19 protein-coding genes are annotated in these 21,241 nt (G+C 67.2%); 5 read left to right on the top strand and 14 right to left on the bottom strand.

Annotated elements, in window-relative coordinates; genetic code table 11:
- Positions 1-32 precede the first annotated feature (32 nt).
- Complete coding sequence (locus AC5P57_RS13015) at positions 33-1,568, top strand: serine hydrolase domain-containing protein (RefSeq protein ID WP_262235412.1); 1,536 nt, start codon at positions 33-35, stop codon at positions 1,566-1,568.
- Positions 1,569-1,605: 37 nt separating this feature from the next.
- Here the strand turns inward: AC5P57_RS13015 and ung are convergent, their stop codons facing one another.
- The 5 genes from ung to rhlB form a co-directional block, all read right to left on the bottom strand.
- A complete protein-coding gene (gene ung / locus AC5P57_RS13010; RefSeq protein ID WP_262235413.1) occupies positions 1,606-2,319 on the bottom strand; it encodes a uracil-DNA glycosylase in 714 nt (237 codons plus the stop codon).
- Between the two features lie 9 nt (positions 2,320-2,328).
- The gene (locus AC5P57_RS13005; protein WP_262235414.1) at positions 2,329-3,171 is read right to left on the bottom strand and encodes a response regulator; all 843 of its coding nucleotides are present in this window, start codon (positions 3,169-3,171) and stop codon (positions 2,329-2,331) included.
- A gap of 7 nt (positions 3,172-3,178) precedes the next feature.
- Positions 3,179-4,126, bottom strand: coding sequence for a permease-like cell division protein FtsX (gene ftsX, locus AC5P57_RS13000; RefSeq protein WP_099555248.1), 948 nt, complete (start codon positions 4,124-4,126; stop codon positions 3,179-3,181).
- 3 nt (positions 4,127-4,129) lie between these two features.
- Complete coding sequence (gene ftsE, locus AC5P57_RS12995) at positions 4,130-4,816, bottom strand: cell division ATP-binding protein FtsE (RefSeq protein WP_111112972.1); 687 nt, start codon at positions 4,814-4,816, stop codon at positions 4,130-4,132.
- 136 nt (positions 4,817-4,952) lie between these two features.
- Positions 4,953-6,677 carry an ATP-dependent RNA helicase RhlB gene (rhlB, locus tag AC5P57_RS12990; RefSeq protein ID WP_099555244.1) on the bottom strand — a complete coding sequence of 575 codons (1,725 nt, stop codon included), beginning with the start codon at positions 6,675-6,677 and terminating at the stop codon, positions 4,953-4,955.
- Positions 6,678-7,188: 511 nt separating this feature from the next.
- Here rhlB and trxA point away from each other — a divergent pair.
- From trxA to AC5P57_RS12975, 3 genes are all read left to right on the top strand, one after another.
- Positions 7,189-7,518: a thioredoxin gene (gene trxA, locus AC5P57_RS12985; RefSeq protein ID WP_005411275.1), complete on the top strand. Its 330-nt coding sequence runs from the start codon at positions 7,189-7,191 to the stop codon at positions 7,516-7,518.
- A gap of 228 nt (positions 7,519-7,746) precedes the next feature.
- A complete protein-coding gene (gene rho, locus AC5P57_RS12980; RefSeq protein WP_262235415.1) occupies positions 7,747-9,501 on the top strand; it encodes a transcription termination factor Rho in 1,755 nt (584 codons plus the stop codon).
- A gap of 208 nt (positions 9,502-9,709) precedes the next feature.
- Positions 9,710-11,284, top strand: a complete 1,575-nt coding sequence (locus AC5P57_RS12975) for a sensor domain-containing diguanylate cyclase (protein ID WP_262235416.1) — start codon at positions 9,710-9,712, stop codon at positions 11,282-11,284.
- A gap of 34 nt (positions 11,285-11,318) precedes the next feature.
- On the opposite strand, the gene AC5P57_RS12970 is transcribed toward AC5P57_RS12975, so the two are convergent.
- Together AC5P57_RS12970 and aceK are read right to left on the bottom strand one after the other, a co-directional pair.
- On the bottom strand, positions 11,319-12,206 hold the full coding sequence (locus AC5P57_RS12970; RefSeq protein WP_262235417.1) for an energy transducer TonB: 888 nt from the start codon (positions 12,204-12,206) through the stop codon (positions 11,319-11,321).
- 66 nt (positions 12,207-12,272) lie between these two features.
- Positions 12,273-14,003: a bifunctional isocitrate dehydrogenase kinase/phosphatase gene (gene aceK, locus AC5P57_RS12965; protein WP_099555111.1), complete on the bottom strand. Its 1,731-nt coding sequence runs from the start codon at positions 14,001-14,003 to the stop codon at positions 12,273-12,275.
- 241 nt (positions 14,004-14,244) lie between these two features.
- Between aceK and AC5P57_RS12960 the strand changes: the two genes are divergently transcribed.
- Positions 14,245-14,982, top strand: a complete 738-nt coding sequence (locus tag AC5P57_RS12960) for a KilA-N domain-containing protein (RefSeq protein WP_495219602.1) — start codon at positions 14,245-14,247, stop codon at positions 14,980-14,982.
- 81 nt (positions 14,983-15,063) lie between these two features.
- Here the strand turns inward: AC5P57_RS12960 and AC5P57_RS12955 are convergent, their stop codons facing one another.
- The 7 genes from AC5P57_RS12955 to AC5P57_RS12925 form a co-directional block, all read right to left on the bottom strand.
- On the bottom strand, positions 15,064-15,423 hold the full coding sequence (locus AC5P57_RS12955; protein ID WP_049424080.1) for a hypothetical protein: 360 nt from the start codon (positions 15,421-15,423) through the stop codon (positions 15,064-15,066).
- A 53-nt stretch (positions 15,424-15,476) separates the two neighbouring features.
- Positions 15,477-15,893: a roadblock/LC7 domain-containing protein gene (locus tag AC5P57_RS12950; protein ID WP_262235567.1), complete on the bottom strand. Its 417-nt coding sequence runs from the start codon at positions 15,891-15,893 to the stop codon at positions 15,477-15,479.
- On the bottom strand, positions 15,886-16,434 hold the full coding sequence (locus AC5P57_RS12945; RefSeq protein ID WP_262235419.1) for a GTP-binding protein: 549 nt from the start codon (positions 16,432-16,434) through the stop codon (positions 15,886-15,888). Before AC5P57_RS12945 ends, AC5P57_RS12950 begins: the two co-directional genes overlap by 8 nt.
- The gene (locus AC5P57_RS12940) at positions 16,427-17,398 is read right to left on the bottom strand and encodes a hypothetical protein (protein WP_262235420.1); all 972 of its coding nucleotides are present in this window, start codon (positions 17,396-17,398) and stop codon (positions 16,427-16,429) included. Before AC5P57_RS12940 ends, AC5P57_RS12945 begins: the two co-directional genes overlap by 8 nt.
- A 315-nt stretch (positions 17,399-17,713) precedes the next feature.
- Positions 17,714-19,936 (bottom strand): NADP-dependent isocitrate dehydrogenase, encoded by a 2,223-nt coding sequence (locus AC5P57_RS12935; RefSeq protein WP_262235422.1) that lies wholly within the window; start codon positions 19,934-19,936, stop codon positions 17,714-17,716.
- Positions 19,937-20,278: 342 nt separating this feature from the next.
- Entirely contained in the window at positions 20,279-20,791 is a 513-nt protein-coding gene (locus AC5P57_RS12930) for a hypothetical protein (protein ID WP_262235423.1), read from the bottom strand.
- Positions 20,792-20,836: 45 nt separating this feature from the next.
- Positions 20,837-21,130 (bottom strand): LysM peptidoglycan-binding domain-containing protein, encoded by a 294-nt coding sequence (locus AC5P57_RS12925; RefSeq protein ID WP_005411287.1) that lies wholly within the window; start codon positions 21,128-21,130, stop codon positions 20,837-20,839.
- Positions 21,131-21,241 lie beyond the last annotated feature (111 nt).

Here is a 21,241-nt window from a genome sequence, read left to right as displayed (position 1 = left end):
AACCCTCTTCCACTCCTGCAAGGATGTCGATGATGAACCGCCTGTTGCTGTGTTCGCTGCTGGTCTGCCTGACCCCGTTCCGTGTGATGGCCACCGACGCCGGCGCTGGAGACGCTGCGCGTTTTGCCCAGGCAATGGCCCATGGCCTGCGCCCCGGCGCGGCCCCGCTGGGCGCGGCGCTGCCGCGATGGTCGATCGAGGAACGCCTTGCCCATTACAAGGTGCCGGGTGCCGCCGTTGCGGTGATCCGCGATGGACGGGTGGTGTACGCCGCCGGATACGGCCTGCGCCAGGCGGGCACGCGCGACGCGGTGGATGCCGACACCGTGTTCTCGGTGGGCTCGGTCAGCAAGATGGGCGCTGCGGCGACCACCCTGAAGCTGGTTGCTGCCGGCAAGGTCTCGCTGGAGGAGAACATCGATCCCCGCCTGCGCCGCTGGCATGTACCTGCCGATGCGCAGGGACTGCACCCGCCGATCACCCTGCGCATGCTGCTCTCGCACACCGCCGGCTTCAATGTGCATGGCTTCCAGGACTACCAGCCCGCCGAACGCTTGCCGACCTTGCTGCAGACACTGGATGGACTGGCGCCTGCAAAGAATGAACCGATACGCCTGATCCACGCACCCGGCCAGCAGGTCGACTATTCCGGTGGCGGCTACACGGTGGTGCAGCTGGCGATCGAAGACCTGACCGGCAGAGCATTCGCCGACGTCGCACGTCGCGAGGTGTTCGCGCCACTGGGCATGTCCCGCAGCACGTACCAGAACCCCTTGCCTTCCAGCTACGGCAACGTTGCCCATGCGCACGACAACAAGGGCCTGCCGGAGGCCCTGCCACGCGGCTGGCAGAGCTTTCCGGAACAGGCGGCATCCGGGCTGTGGACCAGCGCCAACGACATGGGCCTGTTCGTCGCGGCCCTGCTGCGCAGCATCCGCACGGAGGATGGATGGCTGCCGCAGCCATTGGCCCTGCAGATGGTCAGCGAAGTGGCGCCGGCCGGTCGTGGCCTGGGACCGGAGCTGGCCGGCACCGGTGCCGGTCGCCGCTTCTTCCACAATGGCAGCAATGACAGCTATCACGCCGGCATCGAAGGCTACCCGGAGAGCGGCGATGGATTCGTCATCCTGACCAATGGCGACAACGGCCCCGCACTGCGTGGGGAGATCCGCAATGCCCTGTCCGATGCACTCGGCCACAACGCCAAGCCGGTCATCCGCACGCTGGATCCCGCATTGCTGGTGGATGGCTATCCGCGCTTCAGCGGCCGCTTCGTACTCGATGACACCCTGCCCATGGACCTGCGCAGTGGCCTGGCCGATTGGTTCGACGTCACTACCCTGGACGTGCAGGCGGTCGATGCTGGACTGCAGTTGCGCCTGCCCGGGCGTGATGCACCGGTCGCGCTGCAGGCGCTGACGCCCGTCCGCTTCCTGGCAGGCAGTGCGGGGGCGGAACTGCTGTTCCATCGCGGCGGCGATGGCACCGTGCAGGCGTTGAGCGTGATCGCCGAAGGCGCGCGTGCCTACTACCGGCGCGCGGATCTCGCGCCAGCAGCGGGCCACTGATCCATCACTGGCGGCGTCGGGCCCCTGCCCGGCCCGCTCAGAGCGCCGAACGCGGTGGCAGCGACCAGTCGATCGGGGCCTGGCCGCGACGCTGCAGGTACTCGTTGGCCATCGAGAAATGGCGGCACCCAAGGAAACCACGGTGGGCCGACAACGGTGACGGGTGCGGCGACTTCAGCACGCGATGGCGACGGGTATCGATGACCTTGCCCTTCTGCTGCGCATAGGCCCCCCAGAGCATGAACACCAGGCCTTCGCGTTCGCGGTTGAGCACGTCCACCACGTGGTCGGTGAAGCCCTCCCAGCCACGGCCCTGGTGCGCACCGGCCTTGCCCTCTTCCACGGTCAGCACGGCATTGAGCAGCAGCACGCCACGTTGTGCCCACGGAATCAGGCAGCCGTGGTCCGGGCGCGGGAGACCGAGATCGCTCTCGATCTCCTTGTAGATGTTCAGCAGCGACGGTGGCACAGGTACGCCCGGCGCCACCGAGAAACTCAGGCCATGCGCCTGGCCGCGGCCGTGGTACGGGTCCTGGCCGAGGATCACCACCTTCACCTGCTCGAACGGCGTGGCATCGAACGCGGAGAAGATCTGCGGGCCCGGCGGGAACACCGCCGCGCCACCGGCCTTGCGCTGGCGCAGGAAGCTGGACAGCTCGCGCATCTGCGGCTGCAACAGGTAATCGCCGACATGCTGCTTCCAGCTCGGTTCCAGCTGGATCGTCGGGGTGTCCGCTACTTCATCAATCATTGCGCCACTTCATCGAATCAGGGGTCCATCGTTCAACCGGGCCAGACGCAGCTGGAACAGCACCTTGGTGACCAGCAGCCGTTCTTCGATCGGCTTCAGCACCAGGTCGTTGGCACCGGACTGCAGCAGCCCGGTCTGGTTGTGCGGGTTGCCATCGCCGGTCATCACCAGCACCGGCAGGCGGCGCTTGCCGTAGCCGAAGTCCACGCGCACGCGCTGCACCACGTCGCGGCCGCTCAGCTCGCCCTTCAGGGTGACGTCGGTCAGCACCAGGTCGATGCGGTGGCGGCTGCGGCCCAGCGACTCGGCGGTGAGCAGGGTGAACGCCTCTTCGGCGCTGACCACGTGCAGCACATTCAACTGCTGGCGTTCCAGCATGCGCTTGGTGGCCTCGGCCACCACGCGGCTGTCCTCGATGTAGAGGATGGTCGCGCCGGGAATGGTCTGTGGCTGCACGTAGCCGCGAATGAAGGTCGCAAGCGCCTCGTGGCCCAGCGCCTTGTCGAAATAGTCGGTGACGCACTCGGTGAAGCGGCGCTGTTCCAGATGCTGCTGGGCATCGCCGGATACCACGATGACCGGCACGTAGGCCTGTCCGGCCGCTTCGCGCACCATCCGTGCCAGTGCCAGGCCGTCGCCATCGCGCAGGGTCAGCGAGGTGGTCACCAGATCCACCGGGCCCTGCGCCAGCGCCTGCTGCGCATCCTCGATGCTGTCGCAGCCGATCACCTCCACGCCCGGCAGGTCGCGCTTCAGGACATCGGCGATCAGCTTGCGCACCAGCTTCGAGCCATCGACCACCATCACCCGCGTGGCGGGCCCATCAAGGTGCTTCAGCGCTTGCGGTTGCATGCCGGTCTCAGGTGTCGGTCGGGCGGGTCTGGCGCAGGAAGTGGCCGGTCACCAGCCACGCGCCCAGCCAGCCGAGCAGCAGCGTGCCGAGCAGGACCAGTCCGCCATGCAGCAGGTCCAGACCGTGCAGCACGAACGGGCTGCCATAGCTGCGGGAGAGTTCGGCCAGCGGCACGCGCAGCGCGGCACCGGCGGCACCGATCAGGGCCAGCGCCACCGCACCGGCCCCCAGGCCGTACCACGCGCCCAGGTACAGGAACGGGCGGCGGATGAAGCCATCACTGGCGCCGAGCAGCTGCAGCACGCCGATCTCTTCGCGGCGGGCCTGGATGTCCAGGCGCACGGTGTTGCCGACCACCAGCGCGGCACCGACGCCGAGCAGCACCGACAGCACCTGCACCAGCCGTGCACCGAACGCCAGCCAGGCATCCAGGCGCTGGCGCCACAGTGCATCGTGCTGCACCAGGTCGGCCTCGGGCAGGCTCTCCAGCGCGCGTGCCAGGCGTGCATCGTCCTTGCCCTGGCCGGGGGTGATCACCAGCAGCGAGGGCAGCGGGTTGTCATTGAGTGCGTCGATCGCCTCACCAAGGCCGGCATCGCGCAGTTCCTGCAGGCCCTGTTCGGGCGTGCGCACGTTCACTTCGGCCACGTCATCGCGGTCGCGCAGCTGGCCGGCCAGGCGCAGCGCGCCGGGGCCATCGACATTGCCCTTCAGGAACACGTTGATGTCGCGCGACTGCTGCACGCTGCCGGCGAACTGCTTGAGGTTGTCCAGCGCGATCGACAGGCCCAGCGGCAGGGCCAGCGCCAGCGCCATGACCATCACCGTCAGCAGGGTCGCCCACGGCTTGCGGAAGGCACGGCCGAGGCTGAACACCACGCTGTGCGCGTGGTGCTGGAACCAGACGCCCACGCGCGAGGGGGCGGCGGCTTCGCTGTTTTCGTTCTTCGCCATGCGTTACTCCGCCAGGTCCTGCGGCGAGATGTCATCCACCAGCCGGCCGTGGTCGAGGATCAGCACGCGCTTGCGCATGCGGCGCAGCAGCGGCAGGTCGTGGCTGACCACCAGCACGCTGGTGCCGCGCGAGGGCAGCTCGGCAAACAGGGCCATGATCTCCGCCGCCAGGGTCGGGTCGAGGTTGCCGGTCGGCTCGTCGGCCACCAGCAGCTTGGGTTCGCCGACGATGGCGCGGGCGATGCCGACGCGCTGCTGCTCGCCGGCGGACAGCTGCGAGGGCAGTGCCTTCTCGCGATGGCCCAGGCCCATCCGTTCCAGCACCGAGCGCACGCGCTTGCCGATGTCGCCACGGCGGGTGCCGCGCAGGATCAGCGGCAGCGCCACGTTCTCGGCGATCGAGCGGTCCATCAGCAGTCGGTGGTCCTGGTAGACCGCACCGACCGCGCGGCGGTGGCGGGGAATGTCGCCCCCACGCACCTTCAGCAGGTTGCGCTCGTCGAACACCACCGCGCCACGGCTGGGCCGCTCGTCCAGGTGGATCAACTTGAGCAGGGTGCTTTTGCCCGCACCGGAATGGCCGGTGACGAACAGCATTTCGCCCGGCGCGACCTCGAAGCTGACATCGGTCAGCGCCTCGTGGCCACCGGCGTACTGTTTGCTGACATTGTCGAAGCGCAGGACACTCATGCCCTGATTATGCAGGACCGGCGCGACGGATCGGTAGCGCCGGGCCATGCCCGGCGAAAACCGTCCGGCCTGGTGGGTGCCGACCGTTGGTCGGCACACCTCAAGGCCACCCGACCAACGGTCGGGTGCCGCCGGCTTAGTTGCCCGACAGCATCCGGCGGATCTTGCGGCCGATGCGGGTCAGGAACGAATCGCCGGTATCTGCGGCGGTACGCACCGGCTTGGCCACCACCTGCACCGGGGTGACCGGGCTGGCGCCATTGCCGGCATTGGCCTGCACGCCCTCGGCACCCTCGACCGGACGGCCGTGGCGACGACGACGGCGCTTGCGCGGCTTGTGCTCGCCGTCCACCGCACCTTCCGGTGCGCCTTCGGCACGCGGCGGGCGCGGCGGGCGCGGAGCCTGGGCGGTGGCGCCTTCGGCGCCGGCGGCCGGGGCGGCAGCGCCCTGCTCGCCTTCCACGCGCGGCTTGCGCGGGCCACGCGAACGGCGTTCGCCGCTGCGCTCACCGTCACGGCCACCACGGCCACCACCACCGCCGGAACGGCCGCCACTACGGCCACCGCCCCGACGCTCTTCCTCGGCGGCACGGGCTTCGCGCGCTTCGCGGAAGATCTGGCCGACGCTTTCGTTGTCCTCGCCTTCCTCGCCTGCAGCCGGTGCCGGGCGTTCCGGGCGCGGCAGCGGCGTCAGCAGTTCCTTGGTGACCGGCTCGGACGGAATCTTCTGCTCGATGTAGGCCTCGATGTCCGGCAGGCCCATGGCGTAGCGCTCGCAGGCGAAGCTGATCGCGTCGCCCTCTTCACCCAGGCGCGCGGTGCGACCGATGCGGTGCACGTAGTCTTCGGCATCGAACGGCAGGTCGTAGTTGTAGACGTACTTGATGCCGTCGATGTGCAGGCCGCGCGCAGCCACGTCGGTGGCCACCAGGATTTCCAGCTGGCCCTTCTGGAAGCGGTTGAGCAGGCTCTCGCGCTTCTTCTGCGGCACATCGCCGGACAGCACGCCGACACGGTAGCCGGCCTTCTCCAGCGAACGGGCGACGCGCTCGACGAACACCTTGGTATTGACGAAGACCATGGTGCGCGCGCCTTCGCTGCGCGACAGCAGGCCCAGCAGCAGCGGGATCTTCTCGTCGTCGGCCGGGAAGTAGATGCGCTGGCGCACGCGGGCAGCGGTGATGGTCTCGGCTTCGACCACCAGCTTCTGCGGCTCGTTCATGTGCTCGTAGGCCAGCTCCAGCACGCGATGGCTGAGGGTGGCACTGAACAGCAGGGTCTGGCGGGTGGTGCGCTCCGGCATGCGGCGCAGCAGGAAGCGGATGTCCTTGATGAAGCCCAGGTCGAACATGCGGTCGGCTTCGTCCAGCACGCAGATCTCGCAGGCGTGCAGCGAGACCACCTTGTGCTGCTTGACGTAATCGATCAGGCGGCCCGGGGTGGCGATGATCACGTCCACGCCCTGCTGCAGCAGTTCGCGCTGCTTGTCGTAATCCACGCCGCCGTAGACCAGGGCGAAGCGCAGGCCCAGGTCGGAACCGAACTTCACCGCATCCTTGTGGATCTGGATGGCCAGTTCGCGGGTCGGGGCGAGGATCAGGGCGCGCGGATCTTCCGGCTTGCGGTCGGCCAGCGCCGGACGCGTCAGCAGGCGGTTCACGACAGCAACCAGGAAGGCCAGGGTCTTGCCGGTACCGGTCTGGGCCTGGCCGGCAACATCACCGCCGGGCAGCGCGACCGGCAGGGTCAGCGCCTGGATCGGGGTGCAGCGGGTGAATCCGGCTCCTTCAAGGCCGGCCTGCAGGGCCGGATGCAGCTCGAAGGAGGAGAAGGTCAAATCGGTCAGCGGTTTGTCGCTCATGAGTCCGTCTTGGTATGGCCGCCGGCCCGTGGGGCGGCTGGCACTTCATCGTCTAGGGGCACCGTCGCAAACTGCGGCCCCTGCGGCGGGTTGGCCGGCTGGGACCACCCGGTCCGCGCGCCGCACAATGGCCCAGTTTAACGCACTCGGGCCAGCAAACCGGAATGCCCTGTCTCAGGAACCTAAGAGACGCTCGATCTTCATCCAGCCACACGGGACTTGAACGACCCGGCCGGGCCCGCTGGTGTCGCCCGCTGCCACCCCCATCTTCGGGAAGACAGTGAAATCCGACACATACCGAGCTTCGAAGCGATCACGATACGCTGGGTTCCAGCCGGCGCCTGTCCCCGCCCTGCGATAGGGGTACACTGCCGGCCGTGAGCGTCCAGGCATCCCGCCGAACGCACCGCGGCAGTGCGCCGCGAGGCAACGACGAGGGTCGCGCCACCGGGCATGGCCCAGTTCACCCACCTCCGGCATGGCCGGGTGCAATCCAAGACGAGAAACCAAGATGAGCGACAAGGTTGTACATGTCGGCGACGCCGACTTTGATAGCGCAGTGCTGAATTCCAAGGAACCGGTGCTGGTCGATTTCTGGGCCGAATGGTGTGGCCCGTGCAAGATGATCGCCCCGGCGCTGGACGAACTGGCCGACGCCTACCAGGGCCGCGCCAAGATCGCCAAGGTCAACGTCGACCACAACCGTGCGCTGGCCGCCAAGTACCACGTGCGTTCGATCCCGTACCTGGTCGTGTTCAAGGACGGCGAGAAGGTCGGCGAGCAGATCGGTGCGGTGGGCAAGGCCCAGCTGGCCGGCCTGCTGGACAAGGCCCTGGCCTGATCCTGCTGTTTTCCGGCAGCCGCCGCCCGCGGCTGCCGGCGGGCGCCCCGCGTCCATGATGAATGCTGTTCCCGGCGGCCCTTGCACGGCGCCGCAGGCCGATGATAGTGTCGGCACATCCGGCCGCGTTCGCGTGCCGCACCCTCTGGACGCAGTTTCTTCCAGACCCATTCCCAACGTTCGCCGCCCCAGCCGGGCGCTCGCACCTTCAAGCGAGGAATAACGCTCTTGTCCGATAACACTTCCGAAACCGGCAGCGCCGATGCGCCCGCCGAAAAGCGCGTGCGCAAGCCCCGCGTGAGCAAGGCGGCCGCCCCGGCAGCCGCCGAAACCAGCGCCGCTCCGGCGCAGCCGACCCTGCCGCTGGCCGCCGCGCCCGAGGCCCCGGCCCCCGCCCCCGCACCGAGCGCGCCCGCCGCCGAGGCCCCTGCCAGCAGTGGCGGTGGCGAAGGTGGTGAGGGTCGCGAATCCGGCCAGCCGCGGCAGCAGAACCACCAGGGGGGTGGCCAGAACCAGGGCCAGAACCCGTACAACCAGAACGGCCAGCAGGGCCAGGGGCAAGGCCAGGGCAACCGCCGTGACCGCTTCCGCAACCGCCGCGACCGCGACCGCGACCGCAACAACAACAACCGCTTCCGCGACGACGGCATGCCCAACGACGGCGGCGAGCAGCAGCCCTTCGTGCCGCGCCCGCATGCCAACGTTCCGGAAGGCTTCCCGGTCTATTCGCTGAGCGACCTCAAGCGCATGCCGGCGCAGAAGCTGCTGGAGATCGCCGAGCAGCTGCAGATCTCCGAAGGCGTGGCCCGCGCCCGCAAGCAGGATGTGATCTTCGCCCTGCTGAAGGTGCTGACCCGCCACGGTGACGGCGTCGCCGCCGACGGTGTGCTGGAAATCCTGCCGGACGGCTTCGGCTTCCTGCGCGCGGCCGAAGCCAGCTACCTGGCCGGCCCGGACGACACCTACATCTCGCCCAGCCAGATCCGCCGCTTCAACCTGCGCACCGGCGACCACATCTCCGGCCGCATCCGCTTCCCGAAGGACGGCGAGCGCTACTTCGCGCTGAACATCGTCGACACCATCAACGGTGAGCCGATCGAAGCGTCGAAGAACAAGGTGCTGTTCGAGAACCTCACCGCCCTGTTCCCGCGCCGCCGCTTCACCCTGGAGCGTGGCAACGGTTCGTCGGAAGACATCACCGGCCGCATCCTCGACCTGATGGCCCCGCAGGGCAAGGGCCAGCGCTCGCTCATCGTGTCGCAGCCGAAGGCCGGCAAGACCATGATGATGCAGCAGGTCGCCACGGCCATCACCACCAACCACCCGGACGTGCACCTGATCGTGCTGCTGATCGACGAGCGCCCGGAAGAAGTGACCGAAATGCAGCGCACCGTGCGCGGCGAGGTCATCAGCTCGACCTTCGACGAGCCGGCCGCGCGCCACGTGCAGGTGGCCGAAATGGTCATCGAGCGCGCCAAGCGCCTGGTCGAGCACAAGAAGGACGTGGTGATCCTGCTCGATTCGATCACCCGCCTGGCCCGCGCCTACAACAACGTGGTGCCGAGCTCGGGCAAGGTGCTGACCGGTGGCGTGGACGCCAACGCCCTGCACCGCCCGAAGCGCTTCTTCGGTGCCGCGCGCAACGTGGAAGAAGGCGGCAGCCTGACCATCATCGCCACCGCGCTGGTCGACACCGGCTCGAAGATGGACGAGGTGATCTACGAAGAGTTCAAGGGCACCGGCAACAGCGAAGTGCACCTGAGCCGCCGTATCGCTGAAAAGCGCGTGTTCCCGGCCATCGACATCAACCGTTCGGGCACCCGCCGCGAAGACCTGCTGATCGAACCGGAACTGCTGCAGAAGATCTGGATCCTGCGCAAGCTGCTGCATCCGATGGATGAAATGGCCGCGATGGAGTTCCTGCTGGACAAGATGAAGAACACCAAGTCCAACGACGAGTTCTTCGGTTCGATGAAGCGCTGAGCCCAACGCTGCGCTTGAAGAAACCTGCCGCCGCCTGCGGCAGGTTTTTTTTTGCCTGCAGGGCGACCCACTTCACTTCACCGCCGTCCGGTTTTGGCGATAATCCGCCCGATGCCCTGCCCGGCCCCGAGGGCGTGGCCACCGATTCCCGCTGTCGCCCCTTCCGGAGAACCGGTCGGGTCCAGCCTCCTGCCGGATCCGTCGACGCATGCGAACGCTGTCTCCCCGCCTCAACCTGGGCAAGCTGATCCTCGCCCTGGCCCTGCTCAGTGCCATCATCGCGCTGGCCAACACCCTGCTGGCCAGCTACCGGGTGCAGCGCGACCAGCTGGTCGGCAACACCCTGGAAGCCAACCGCGTCTACGCCACCAAGCTGGCCGAGACGACCCAGAACTTCCTGCTGGCTGCCCAGCAGGAACTGGCCTACGCCGCCACCCGGCTCGGCCAGGGCAACCTCGATCCGGCTCAGGCCCAGGACGAAGCCAGCCGCCTGCAGCTGCAGACCAACAGCTTCAACTCTTCGCTGGTGGTGGACGCCGACGGCCTGGTGATCGCCACCTCACCGCAGACCCTGCAGCTGCAGGGCGAAGTGCTGCACAGCGTCGGCAACAACGCCGCGCTGGCCGCGCGCCAGCCGATGATCAGCGACCCGTACCAGTCGGCCACCGGCAAGCTGCTGGTCTCGCTGTCGCACCCGATCTTCGATCGCCAGGGCCACTACCGTGGTTACGTCAGCGGCACCCTGTACCTGCGCCAGCGCAGCGCACTGCACACGCTGCTGGGCAAGCACTACTACCGTGATGGTTCCTACCTGTACGTGGTCGACCGTCATGGCCGCCTGCTGTACCACGCCGATGGCAAGCGGGTGGGCGACTACGTGGTCGGCAACCCCGCAGTGAAGGCCGTGGTACGTGGCGAGCGCGGCGCGCAGCAGGTGCGTAACAATCTGGGCGTGTCGATGCTGGCCGGCTACGCGCCGGTGGCGGCCACCGGCTGGGGCATCATCGCCCAGCGCCCGACCGAGGCCACGCTGCAGCCGCTGTCGCGGTTGATGACCGCGGTAATCTGGAACGCGATCCCGCTGGGCCTGCTGTCGCTGCTGATCACCTGGTGGTTCGCCCGTCGCATCTCGATGCCGCTGTGGCAGCTCGCACGCAACGTGCAGGGCGGCGAAGACACCGGCAACGCGATCAACCACGTCAGCGGCATCCGCGCGTGGTACTTCGAGGTCGCCCAGCTGAAGCAGGCGGTACTACACAGCTTCAATGCGCTGCAGGACCGCATCGGCACGCTCAACCGCGCCAGCCGCACCGATCCGCTGACCGGCCTGCTCAACCGCCGCGGCCTGCAGCAGGCACTGGATGCCCTGCAGGTACAGGGCATTCCGTTCGCGATCCTGGCGCTGGACATCGATCGCTTCAAATCGATCAATGACAGCCACGGCCATGACGTCGGCGACGCCGCCATCGTCCATATCGCCGACCAGATGCGCCGCTACTCACGCGACAGCGACATCCTCTGCCGCGCCGGTGGCGAGGAGTTCCTGCTGCTGTTGCCGGGCATCAGCACCGAGTCGGCACGCCAGGCCGGCGAGCGCCTGCGCCAGCACATTGCCGGCCATCCGTTTGAACCGGTCGGCACCATCACCGTCTCGCTGGGCGTGGCCCACTTCCCCAGCTTCCATGTCGATGCCGAGCAGGCACTGCGGCTGGCCGACAAGGCGCTGTACCTGGCCAAGGAACAGGGCCGCAACCGGGTGGTGGTCTACCCCTACGCCGATTGACGCGAAGCCGGGCTGGCCGGCTCCGCAGTGATCGTCAGCCCTGCTCCAGCGGCGTCAGCAGGCGCAGGCCGCGCTTGGCGCCGTCCACCATGTAGATGCCGCCCTCGGGCAGCAGGTCGCCGCCGGCCTGCTCGATCGCATCTGCCTTCCGCCACGGCACGGCCTGCCGCGGGCCGGGAATGAAGGCACGCCAGCGGCCATAGCGCTCCGCTCCATTGGGATCATCGTTCAGGCCGAAATTCACCGGTATGCGTACCGTCCAGCTGTCGCGGGTGCTGGCCTCGCCGGTGGTCGGTGGCTTGAACGTCCACTTGCGGGCACTGCTGACGGCGGCCTTGGCCAGGATCTCGCGCATCTTGGCAAGGGTGCGCTCGCGTCCGACCACGGTCATGTTCACCTGCTCGGCAACGACATCGGCCACCGTGCCGTCACGCGCGATCCGGACCACCAGCAGCACTTCACCCTGCCCACCGCTCCGATAGACTTCCTCCGGATAACGCGGGGGTGCCATGCGCCCTCGGGTCACCGAATCGGTGGCCTTCTCATCGTACTCGCTGAAATTGACGCTGGTCATGCTGACTTCGTAGCCACCATCGGCCATGGCCTTGCCCCGCAGGCGCACCCGCAATGGCGCACGTGCGGCCACCGCCTCGCCATCGCGCAGGGTGGGTTCGAAGCGCCAGCCACCGATGGTGCCCTCCACGAAAGACGCGATGCTCGGAGACAGCATCGACTTCTGGTCCAGCACCAGCGAACTGACCGCGCCCTCGGGCGTGACCTCGATATGGCCAGTGAGCACCATGCTCATCTCCGCGGTGGCACGCACCGCACGCGTGGTCTGTGCGCTGGCATCGCCGGCAAGCAGGGGAGCGCCGGCGCCGACGGCCAACGCGAGAGCGAGGAACAGGGGGGGACGCATCATTGCCGGATCCTTGGTGATGAATGCCGAGCGTAGCGCAGTCTTCACCTCCGGGACAGTTCGGCCGGGCTACGCCAACCGATGCGCGCCAGCATAGGGCGGTGTATCCGGATAGTCACCGCGGGCGAAGCGCTCCTGCAGGCCCTGCCACCACGCCGGATCGAACAGATGCCGGTAGTGCTCGCGTACCGCGGCCAGTTCGCGCGCCGGCAGGCCCATGAATGGGCCGAAGCGCTCGGGAAACACATCGCGCGGCCCCACATGGAACCAGGGTTCGTCAGCCAGCGCTTCTTCCGGCGTGCGCGGCTGCGGCCAGGCGCGGAACTCGCAGTCGCTGACCAGGCACAGTTCGTCATAGTCGTAGAACACGGCCCGGCCGTGCCGCGACACGCCGAAGTTCTTCGGCAGCATGTCACCGGGGAAGATGTTGTTGCGCGCCATGTCGGTGATCGCCTGCGCGTAGTCGAGCACCGCTGCACGTACCGCCTCCCCGCCCTGCTCGCGCAGGTACAGGTTCAATGGACGGAAACGACGCTGCACGTAGCACAGTGCGATCTCCACCTCGTCGCCATCGACGCGCACGCTCTGTGCACATTGCTGCAGCAGTTCCTCCAGCAGTGCCGGAGCGAAGCGGTCGCGCGGAAAGCGCAGGTGGCGATAGGGCTGTGCGTCGAGCAGGCGGCCGACACGATCGAGGTTGAACACCAGTGCGTACTTCTCTTCCACCTGCTGCCGCGACATCGCCTTGGGCCACGCGAAACGGTCGCGGATCAGTTTGAACACCAGCGGATAGCTGGGCAGGGTGAACACCGCCATGACCATGCCCGGCGTGCCTTCGGCATGCACCAGCCGCTCCTGCGGATGCTCGTTGAAGTGGCGGAAGAAGGTGCGGTAGCGCTCGGTCTTGCCCTGCTTGGCGCGGCCCAGCACGGTGTAGATCTCATCGATGGGCTTGCCCGGCAGCAGACTGCGCAGGAACACCACTGCATCACCGACCGTGGCCAGGTTGGCCTGGAAATAGCTGCGTGACACGCCGAACAGGTGGGCCACGTCCCGGCGCCGGGTCAGCACTGCATCGGCGCGCAGGCCACGCTCGTCGTTGACCAGCGCAATCACGCACGGCGAGAACCGATGCTCGCCGAACACGCGGCCCACCAGATAGGCGCGGCGCTCCCGGTAGAACACGGTGTCGAGCAGCTCGATGCTGCGCACCGGCGTGTCCCCCCAATGGGCGAGGTCATCCTGAAGTCGCACCGCAATGGCTGCCGCACAGCGCAGCTGATGCACGTAGGGAATGCCGAAGCGGTAGTCGGCGAGCACCCGCTGCAGCGCCTCCACCGGCCGCGTCGGCGAAACCGCGTAGGTATGCCGTGCGACCGGATGGGTGATGGCATCGGAGGGTTCGACATCGAAGGCGATGAACTCCAGCGCCGGATCCACGCCGCGGGTGGCGAACATGCGCCGCGACAACGTGTTGTAGAAGGTCTTGTACAGCTCGGCGTCGATCAGCCCCAGCAGCAGCGCGCTGTACTGCGCATGCACCTGCAGCCAGAGCGCACGTTGGCCGATCGCCTCGCCGGCAAGGCGGCGCAGTGCATCCATCTGCTCGGCGATGCACAGGTCGTACAGCACAATGCGCTCGACCGCATCCTGCCGGGCACCGGCCCAGTCGCGCTGCTCGAAGCGCTGCCGCGCACGGGCGGTCACGCCCGCGAATCGAGCATGGTAATCCTCGAAGCCATCGCGGATGGCCACCGCGATGCGCGGTGCCAGCTCGGCAGCAATGTGAGGCTCGGACATTCAGGGCTTACCCGGTAGGACCGGCTTCACCATACGCTGGCGTGGGGCGGCTTGTGTAGAGCCGGGCCGATGCCCGGCTTGGTTCACCGCAATCTGCCCGAAGCACAGCCGAGCGCCGGTCCGGCTCTGCAGGGGCAGGTCCATTGCGTCCCACGAAAACGCAACGATTCCTACAGACCCCGGTCCACCGTGTTGCCTACCCTTCCAGGCTCACAACGGCACGAGGTGACGCATGCAGCAAATGACCCTGATCCCGCGCATGGAGGAAGGCAATGTAATCCCGCAGCGGGCGCGGGACGGCTACATCAGCGCCACCGCGCTGTGCCAGTCCGTGAACAAGCGCTGGTCCGACTACCGGGCACTGAAATCGACGGAGGAGTTCCTGCAGGAGCTCACCCTCCAGACCGGGCTGGCCGAGCACGAACTCATCCACGTGGTCTCCGGCGGCATCCCGACCATGCAGGGCACCTGGATCCATCCCTATCTGGCCATCAACCTGGGCCAGTGGCTGTCGCGCAAGTTCGCGGTGAAGGTCGCGCAGTGGGTGGTGGAATGGCAGCAGGGCCACGCCAACGCGGTAATGCCCGCGCATATCGAGCGCTACCTGCAGAACCGGGCCAAGGTACCGTACACCCATTTCTCGATGCTCAACGAGCTGACGTTGAACCTGATCGCGCCGCTTGAAGACGCCGGTTACACCCTGCCGCAGGCGCTGGTGCCGGATATTTCCGAAGGGCGCCTGTTCTGCAAGTGGCTGAGGGACCACCGGAGTGTCGACACCGATGCACTGCCCATGTATGAGCACACCTATCCGGATGGACGCACGGTGCCGGCCAAGCTGTACCCCAACGAGTTCTACGAGGACTTCCGCCGCCACTTCAATGAAGTATGGCTCCCCGAGAAAGCACCGGCATACTTTGCAGCGCGGGACACCAAGGCGCTTTCGTTCGTGACCGCGCTGCTGCTTCCGGTACCGTGACTGCGGCTGGAAACAGACGAGCATGACGTTTCGTTCTCCTGTGGAGCCGAGCCCATGCTCGGCTCCACAGGAGCCGGCGGTTCAGATCGCCAGATCGGCCTCCACGTCCTGTACCTTGCGCCGGGCCAGGGCCAGGTTGGACTTGGTACGGTCGAGCACGATGTAGAAGAACAGCCCCTTCTTCTTCGCCACCGGGCGCATGATGTGGTACGCCTTGCCCAGCGAGATCAGGATGTCCTCGATGCTGTCGTTGAGATTCAGCGATGCGGCGGTCTTCATCTTGGCGCGGATCACTTCGGTGTTGCCTGCGGCGGCCACTTCCATGTCCATGCCGGCACCGGCCTCACCCAGCAGCATGCCGCTTTCGTAGTCGACCAGCGCCACTGCCTGCGCGCCGTCGATGCCCATCAGTGCGTTCAACGATTCATTCAATCCAGCCACGTCGCACCCCTTGTCGATGTTGGTTCGAGCCCCTCGTTCCCCTGCGGCCGGGCTCACGATCCGCCGAGTTCGGCCAGGATCGCCTGGCCACATTCCCTGCTCTGCCACAGCACCTGGCCGATCACGCTGCGCTGGTCGCAGGCTGCCATCAGCAGCAGCGGTGCGCGCCCTTCGGCCTGGATGGCCAGCATCAGCACCTTGCCACCCGCGGCCTCCAGCATCAGCGTCTGCAGATCACCCAGCACCAGTTCGCGCCCCACTGCTGCGGCCAGCGCCAGCATCGCGCTGGTCATCGCTGCCAGGCGTTCACCGCGCCCTTCGGCACCGGCACTGACCAGGGCGAAGCCATCGACACTGGCCAGCACCACCGTGCGCACGCCTTCCACCCGCTGCCGCAGGTCCTGCAGCAGCGGCTGCAGGCGCTCACGCTGGCAGGCATCGGGCAGTACCGCCACCTGCCCATCAACCATGCGCGGCCACCAGTGCATGCGCTTCCATTTCGCTCATCAGTACATCCATCAGCAGCAGTCCCTGTTCGCGGTCGCGGGCATCCACTGCCAGCAATGGCAGCGGTTGATCATCGAGACTGGCGCGTGCGGCCCAGTCGTCCAGCGCGGCGTGCGGTGCCTGGTCCAGATGGGTGACGGCCACCACCAGCGCCAATGACGATGCGAACGGTCGCAGTACCTGCAGGTAATCCTCCAGTTCGGCAACCACGCCCGCGCGCCGCGCATCCAGCAGCAGCACGGCGCCGCGGGCGCCCTGCAGCAGGATCGGCCAGAGGAAATCGAAACGCTGCTGGCCCGGCGTGCCGTACAGCCGCAGGCGCTCGCCATTGGGCAGATCGATATCGGCATAGTCCAGCGCGACGGTGGTGGACGCCTTGTCGGCACCGATGCGGTCACTGTTGGCCACATCGGTATCGATCACCGCCCCGGCCGCGATGCTGCGCACCAGGGTCGACTTGCCACTGCCCATGCCGCCCAGCACGACCACCTTGTGCTCACGCATTGCGCTCGCTCCCGCGCAGGTGCCGCCACAGGCGGGCAAGCAGGCCGTTGTCGGTGCCAGTGCCGCTGCCACGTACTGTCGGCATCGGTGCCACCGGGGCGCTCTGCAATTGCGCGTAGCCGCACAGGTAGGCGGCATGGATGAAATCGCGCACCGCCGCAGCCGGCAACTCAAGCAGCACCGCGCACTCGTCAACCGTGCACGCGCGCTTGAGCAGCAGCGAGCATAGCCGGAAGCCATCGTGGTCATGGCCCAGTACGCGGAAGTCGGGCCAGCGCAGCAGCTTCACTGAGGCGCCACGCAGGCGTTCGTCCAATGCCTGCCAATGGCGGCTGCGCTGTGCCCACTGCCACAGCAGCGGCCGCAGTGGTTGGCGTGGCCGCTCGCCGGCCAGCGCCTGCAGGCGTGCCGGCGTCAGCGCATCCAGTTGCAGGCGTTCGAAGGCATCGGCCAAACGCTCCACCAGCGCCGCAGCCGGTTCCTGCAGCAGCACGGCCTGGTCGTGCTCCAGATCCATCAGCAGCAGAGGCTCGCCCGCATCACTCAACAGTGCCTGGCCCTGTCGCAACGGCAGCCGCTCGCGCAACAGGCGGGTGATGGCATGCGCCCCATCGGCCAGGCGGATCGGTGCGGGTGCATGCATTGCCAGGGGTTCTGCTGCCAACTGCATGCCGCGCAATGCACGGCCGATGGCACCGTCATCAAGTATGTCCTGGTGGCCATCGCCGTCGCGCAGCTGGCCCCCCAGATCCTCGATCCAGCACTGCAGTCGCGGGCGTTGCTGGCGCATGCGCTGGGCCGCGTTGCGCAGCGCCGGCGTATCGCGGATGACCAGCAGGTCGCAATCATCCAGGTCCTGGCTGCGGCGGATCTGGCCGTCCGGCAGGGCCGATGCCACGCGCAGCCGTTGCAGCAGGGCCTGCTCGCCCTGGATGTCGGTTCCCACTACCAGCACGCGTGCCATCCGTGTTCCCCGTGCGGCCACCTCCCCGGTGGCCTCGCGTCGCCAAGGCTAGGGCATCGCCAACGGCAGCCGTCGTGATCGACTGCTCAGATCGAGGGCCGCTGCAGATCCACTCATATCCGTTCTGCGACGGCCATCGCGGGCAAGTTTCATGCCCCTTTGACGGCATTCCGACAGCCGACGGAAGTCACGGTTCTGGACGCGGGTCGGATGGGGTCAGATCCCTTTTGCATGGCAACAGGGATCTGACCCCAGAGCCAAAAAGAAACCCGCGCCGAAGCGCGGGTTCCGGTGTCACGACCGAGCGGCGATGGATCAGCCGCGCAGCTGCTCCAGCGCGGCGTTGAAGGTCGCGCTCGGGCGCATGGCCTTGCTCGCCTTGGCCACGTCCGGGCGGTAGTAGCCGCCGATGTCCACGGCCTTGCCCTGCACCGCGATCAGCTCTTCGACAATCCTCTGCTCGTTGTCGGTCAGCGCCTTGGCCAGCGGTGCGAAGCGTGCCTTCAGTGCAGCATCTTCGTCCTGCGCGGCCAGGGCCTGGGCCCAATACAGCGCGATGTAGAAGTGGCTGCCACGGTTGTCGATGCCACCCAGCTTGCGCGACGGCGACTTGTCGTTGTCCAGGAACTGGCCGTTGGCTTCGTCCAGCGCCTTGGCCAGCACGCGGGCGGCGGCATTGTCGTAGCGGTTGCCCAGGTGCTCCAGCGACGCAGCCAGGGCCAGGAACTCACCCAGCGAATCCCAGCGCAGGTAGTCCTCTTCCACGAACTGCTGAACGTGCTTCGGGGCCGAACCACCGGCACCGGTCTCGAACAGGCCGCCACCGGCCATCAGCGGCACGATCGACAGCATCTTGGCGCTGGTGCCCAGCTCCATGATCGGGAACAGGTCGGTGAGGTAGTCGCGCAGCACGTTGCCGGTCACCGAGATGGTGTCCTCGCCCTTGCGGATGCGGTCCAGCGAGAACGCGGTGGCTTCCACCGGCGGCAGGATGCGGATGTCCAGGCCGGTGGTGTCGTGGTTCTTCAGGTAGGTCTCGACCTTGGCGATGACCTGCGCGTCGTGGGCGCGGGCGGCATCCAGCCAGAACACCGCCGGGGTGCTGCTCAGGCGGGCGCGCTCGACGGCCAGCTTGACCCAGTCCTGGATCGGCGCGTCCTTGGTCTGGCACATGCGCCAGATGTCACCGGCTTCCACGGCGTGCTCGAACACCACGGTGCCGGCATCGTCGGTGACCTTGACCACGCCGTCGGCGGCGATCTGGAAGGTCTTGTCGTGCGAGCCGTACTCTTCGGCCTTCTGCGCCATCAGGCCGACGTTCGGCACCGAGCCCATGGTGGCCGGGTCGAAGGCGCCGTGCGTCTTGCAATCGTCGATGACGGCCTGGTACACGCCGGCGTAGCAGCGGTCCGGAATGACCGCCTTGGTGTCCTGCAGCTTGCCTTCGGCGTTCCACATCTTGCCGGAGTCGCGGATCATCGCCGGCATCGAGGCGTCGACGATCACGTCGCTCGGCACGTGCAGGTTGGTGATGCCCTTGTCCGAATTGACCATGGCCACGCCCGGACGCTGCGCGTACTCGGCGGCCAGGTCGGCTTCGATCGCCGCGCGGGTGGGTTCGGGCAGCGACGGCAGGCGCGCGGCCAGGTCACCGATGCCGTTGTTGGCATCGAAACCGGCCTGCTTGAGCACGTCGGCGTGCTTGGCCAGCACGTCCTTGTAGAACTCGTTGACCGCCACGCCGAACATGATCGGGTCGGAGACCTTCATCATGGTCGCCTTCAGGTGCAGCGAGAACAGCACGCCCTGGGCCTTGGCATCGGCGATCTGCTCACCGATGAACGCGGCCAGTGCCTTGCGGCTCATGACGGCGGCATCGACGATCTCGCCAGCCTTGACCGCGGTCTTTTCCTTCAGCACGACGGCGCTGCCGTCCTTGCCGTGGAAGGTGATCTTCAGCGCACCGGCGTTGGCCAGGGTGGCCGACTTCTCGCTGCCGTAGAAATCGCCGGCGGCCATGTGCGCGACGTGCGACTTCGAATCCGACGCCCAGGCACCCATGCGATGCGGGTGCTTGCGCGCGTAGTTCTTCACCGACAGCGGTGCGCGGCGGTCGGAGTTGCCCTCGCGCAGCACCGGGTTCACCGCACTGCCCTTGACCTTGTCGTAGCGCGCCTTGTAGTCGCGCTGCTGGTCGTCAGCCGGGGTTTCCGGGTAATCCGGCAGCGGGTAACCCTGGTCCTGCAGTTCCTTGATGGCCGCCTTCAGCTGCGGCACCGAAGCGGAGATGTTCGGCAGCTTGATGATGTTGGCGTCCGGGGTGGTCGCCAGCTGGCCCAGCTCGGCCAGGTCGTCGCTGACCTTCTGCGCGTCGCTGAGCAGTTCCGGGAACTGCGACAGGATGCGGCCGGACAGCGAGATGTCACGGGTTTCCACCACGATGCCGGCAGTGGCGGTGTAGGCGTCGACGATCGGCAGCAGCGACTGGGTCGCCAGGAACGGTGCTTCGTCGGTCAGCGTGTAGAGGATCTTGGACATGGGGGACTTGGACTCTGTAGCAATGCTCAGGGGAAGGCCGGCGCCAGCGCCGGGCCACGTGCAACCGTGTCGCTTTCCCCCGTCGCCGTCAGGGTGGGCGCGCGGCGGGGAAACCCCTGCATTGTCGCGTTTTCAGCCGCGCGGGGCAAAGCCGCGCCATACGCGGCGGTACTGCACGGTGGCAACGCTGTGATCCATCCACGCATGGCGTGGATCCACGCAAACGCCGCCGCCAGTAGATCCACGCCGTGCGTGGATGAAGCCAACCATCGCCCAATAAAAAAGGACGCAGCCTCGCGGCTGCGTCCATCGTGAGTCCTGCCGGGAGAGAGTCGGCAGGACTTACTTGACCTCGAACTCCTGCGGCGTTCCGGCCGCCTTGCCATCGACCATGACCTCGGCGCGGTACTTGCCGGCCGGCCAGCCCTTTGCATTCTTGAATGTGACGTTGGTGGTCTCCGCGCCGCTGGCATTCAGGGTCGCGGTCTGTTCGCCGGCCACCTGGCCGTCCTGGAAGGTCAGCTTGGCGCCGACATTGACGTTGTTGGCAGCGCCATCGGTCTTGACCGAGACGATGACGTCATCCTTCGGCGAGAACAGTGCAGCCGGGGCGACCGACTTGTCGGCGGCAGCGGTCTTGCCCACGGTGACAGTGGAAACACTGACCGCAGCAGCTTCCGCCATCGGCGGCGGTGCACCGGTCATCGGCGCCGGCGCTGCCGGCTCGGCCGGAGCCGTGGCCGCCGGAGCGGCGTTGGTGTCGGTCGAATCCTCTTTCTTCTTGCAACCGACCAGGGCGACGCTGCCCAGCAGGGCGGCGATCAGGGCGGTCTGGAGCGGGGTGGTCTTGATCATTCGGGGTTCCTCCCAGGGATTGTCGGACGGCGTTCGATCGCCGGCTTACTTCGGCGGCAGCTTCAGGGTCTGGCCCGGGAAAATCTTGTCCGGGTCGTCAAGCACATCGCGGTTGGCTTCGAAGATCTTCTTCCAAGCGTTGGCGTCGCCCAGATGCTGCTTGGCGATCTTCGACAGCGAGTCACCCTTCTGCACGGTGTAGGTGCCGCCGCTGACGATCTCGGCGGTGCTGTCCACCGAAGCGCTGACGCCGGAGAAGTCCGCCTTCGGCACCTGCTCGGCGGTACTGTCGACGCTGGCACTGACGCCGGAGAAATCGGCTTTCTTCTCGGTACTCATCCACAACTCCCGTCTGCATGACTACATGGCTCGCACGGTGCCATGGCGGTTGTTAAATGGGGATGGTGCAGATGTGAAGCCGCCCCGGGGGGCGGCTGAACAATCGGGAGA

This window comes from Stenotrophomonas sp. YJH_SMC_79 (assembly GCF_059367995.1).
This window is presented reverse-complemented; position numbering and strand designations above follow the sequence as displayed.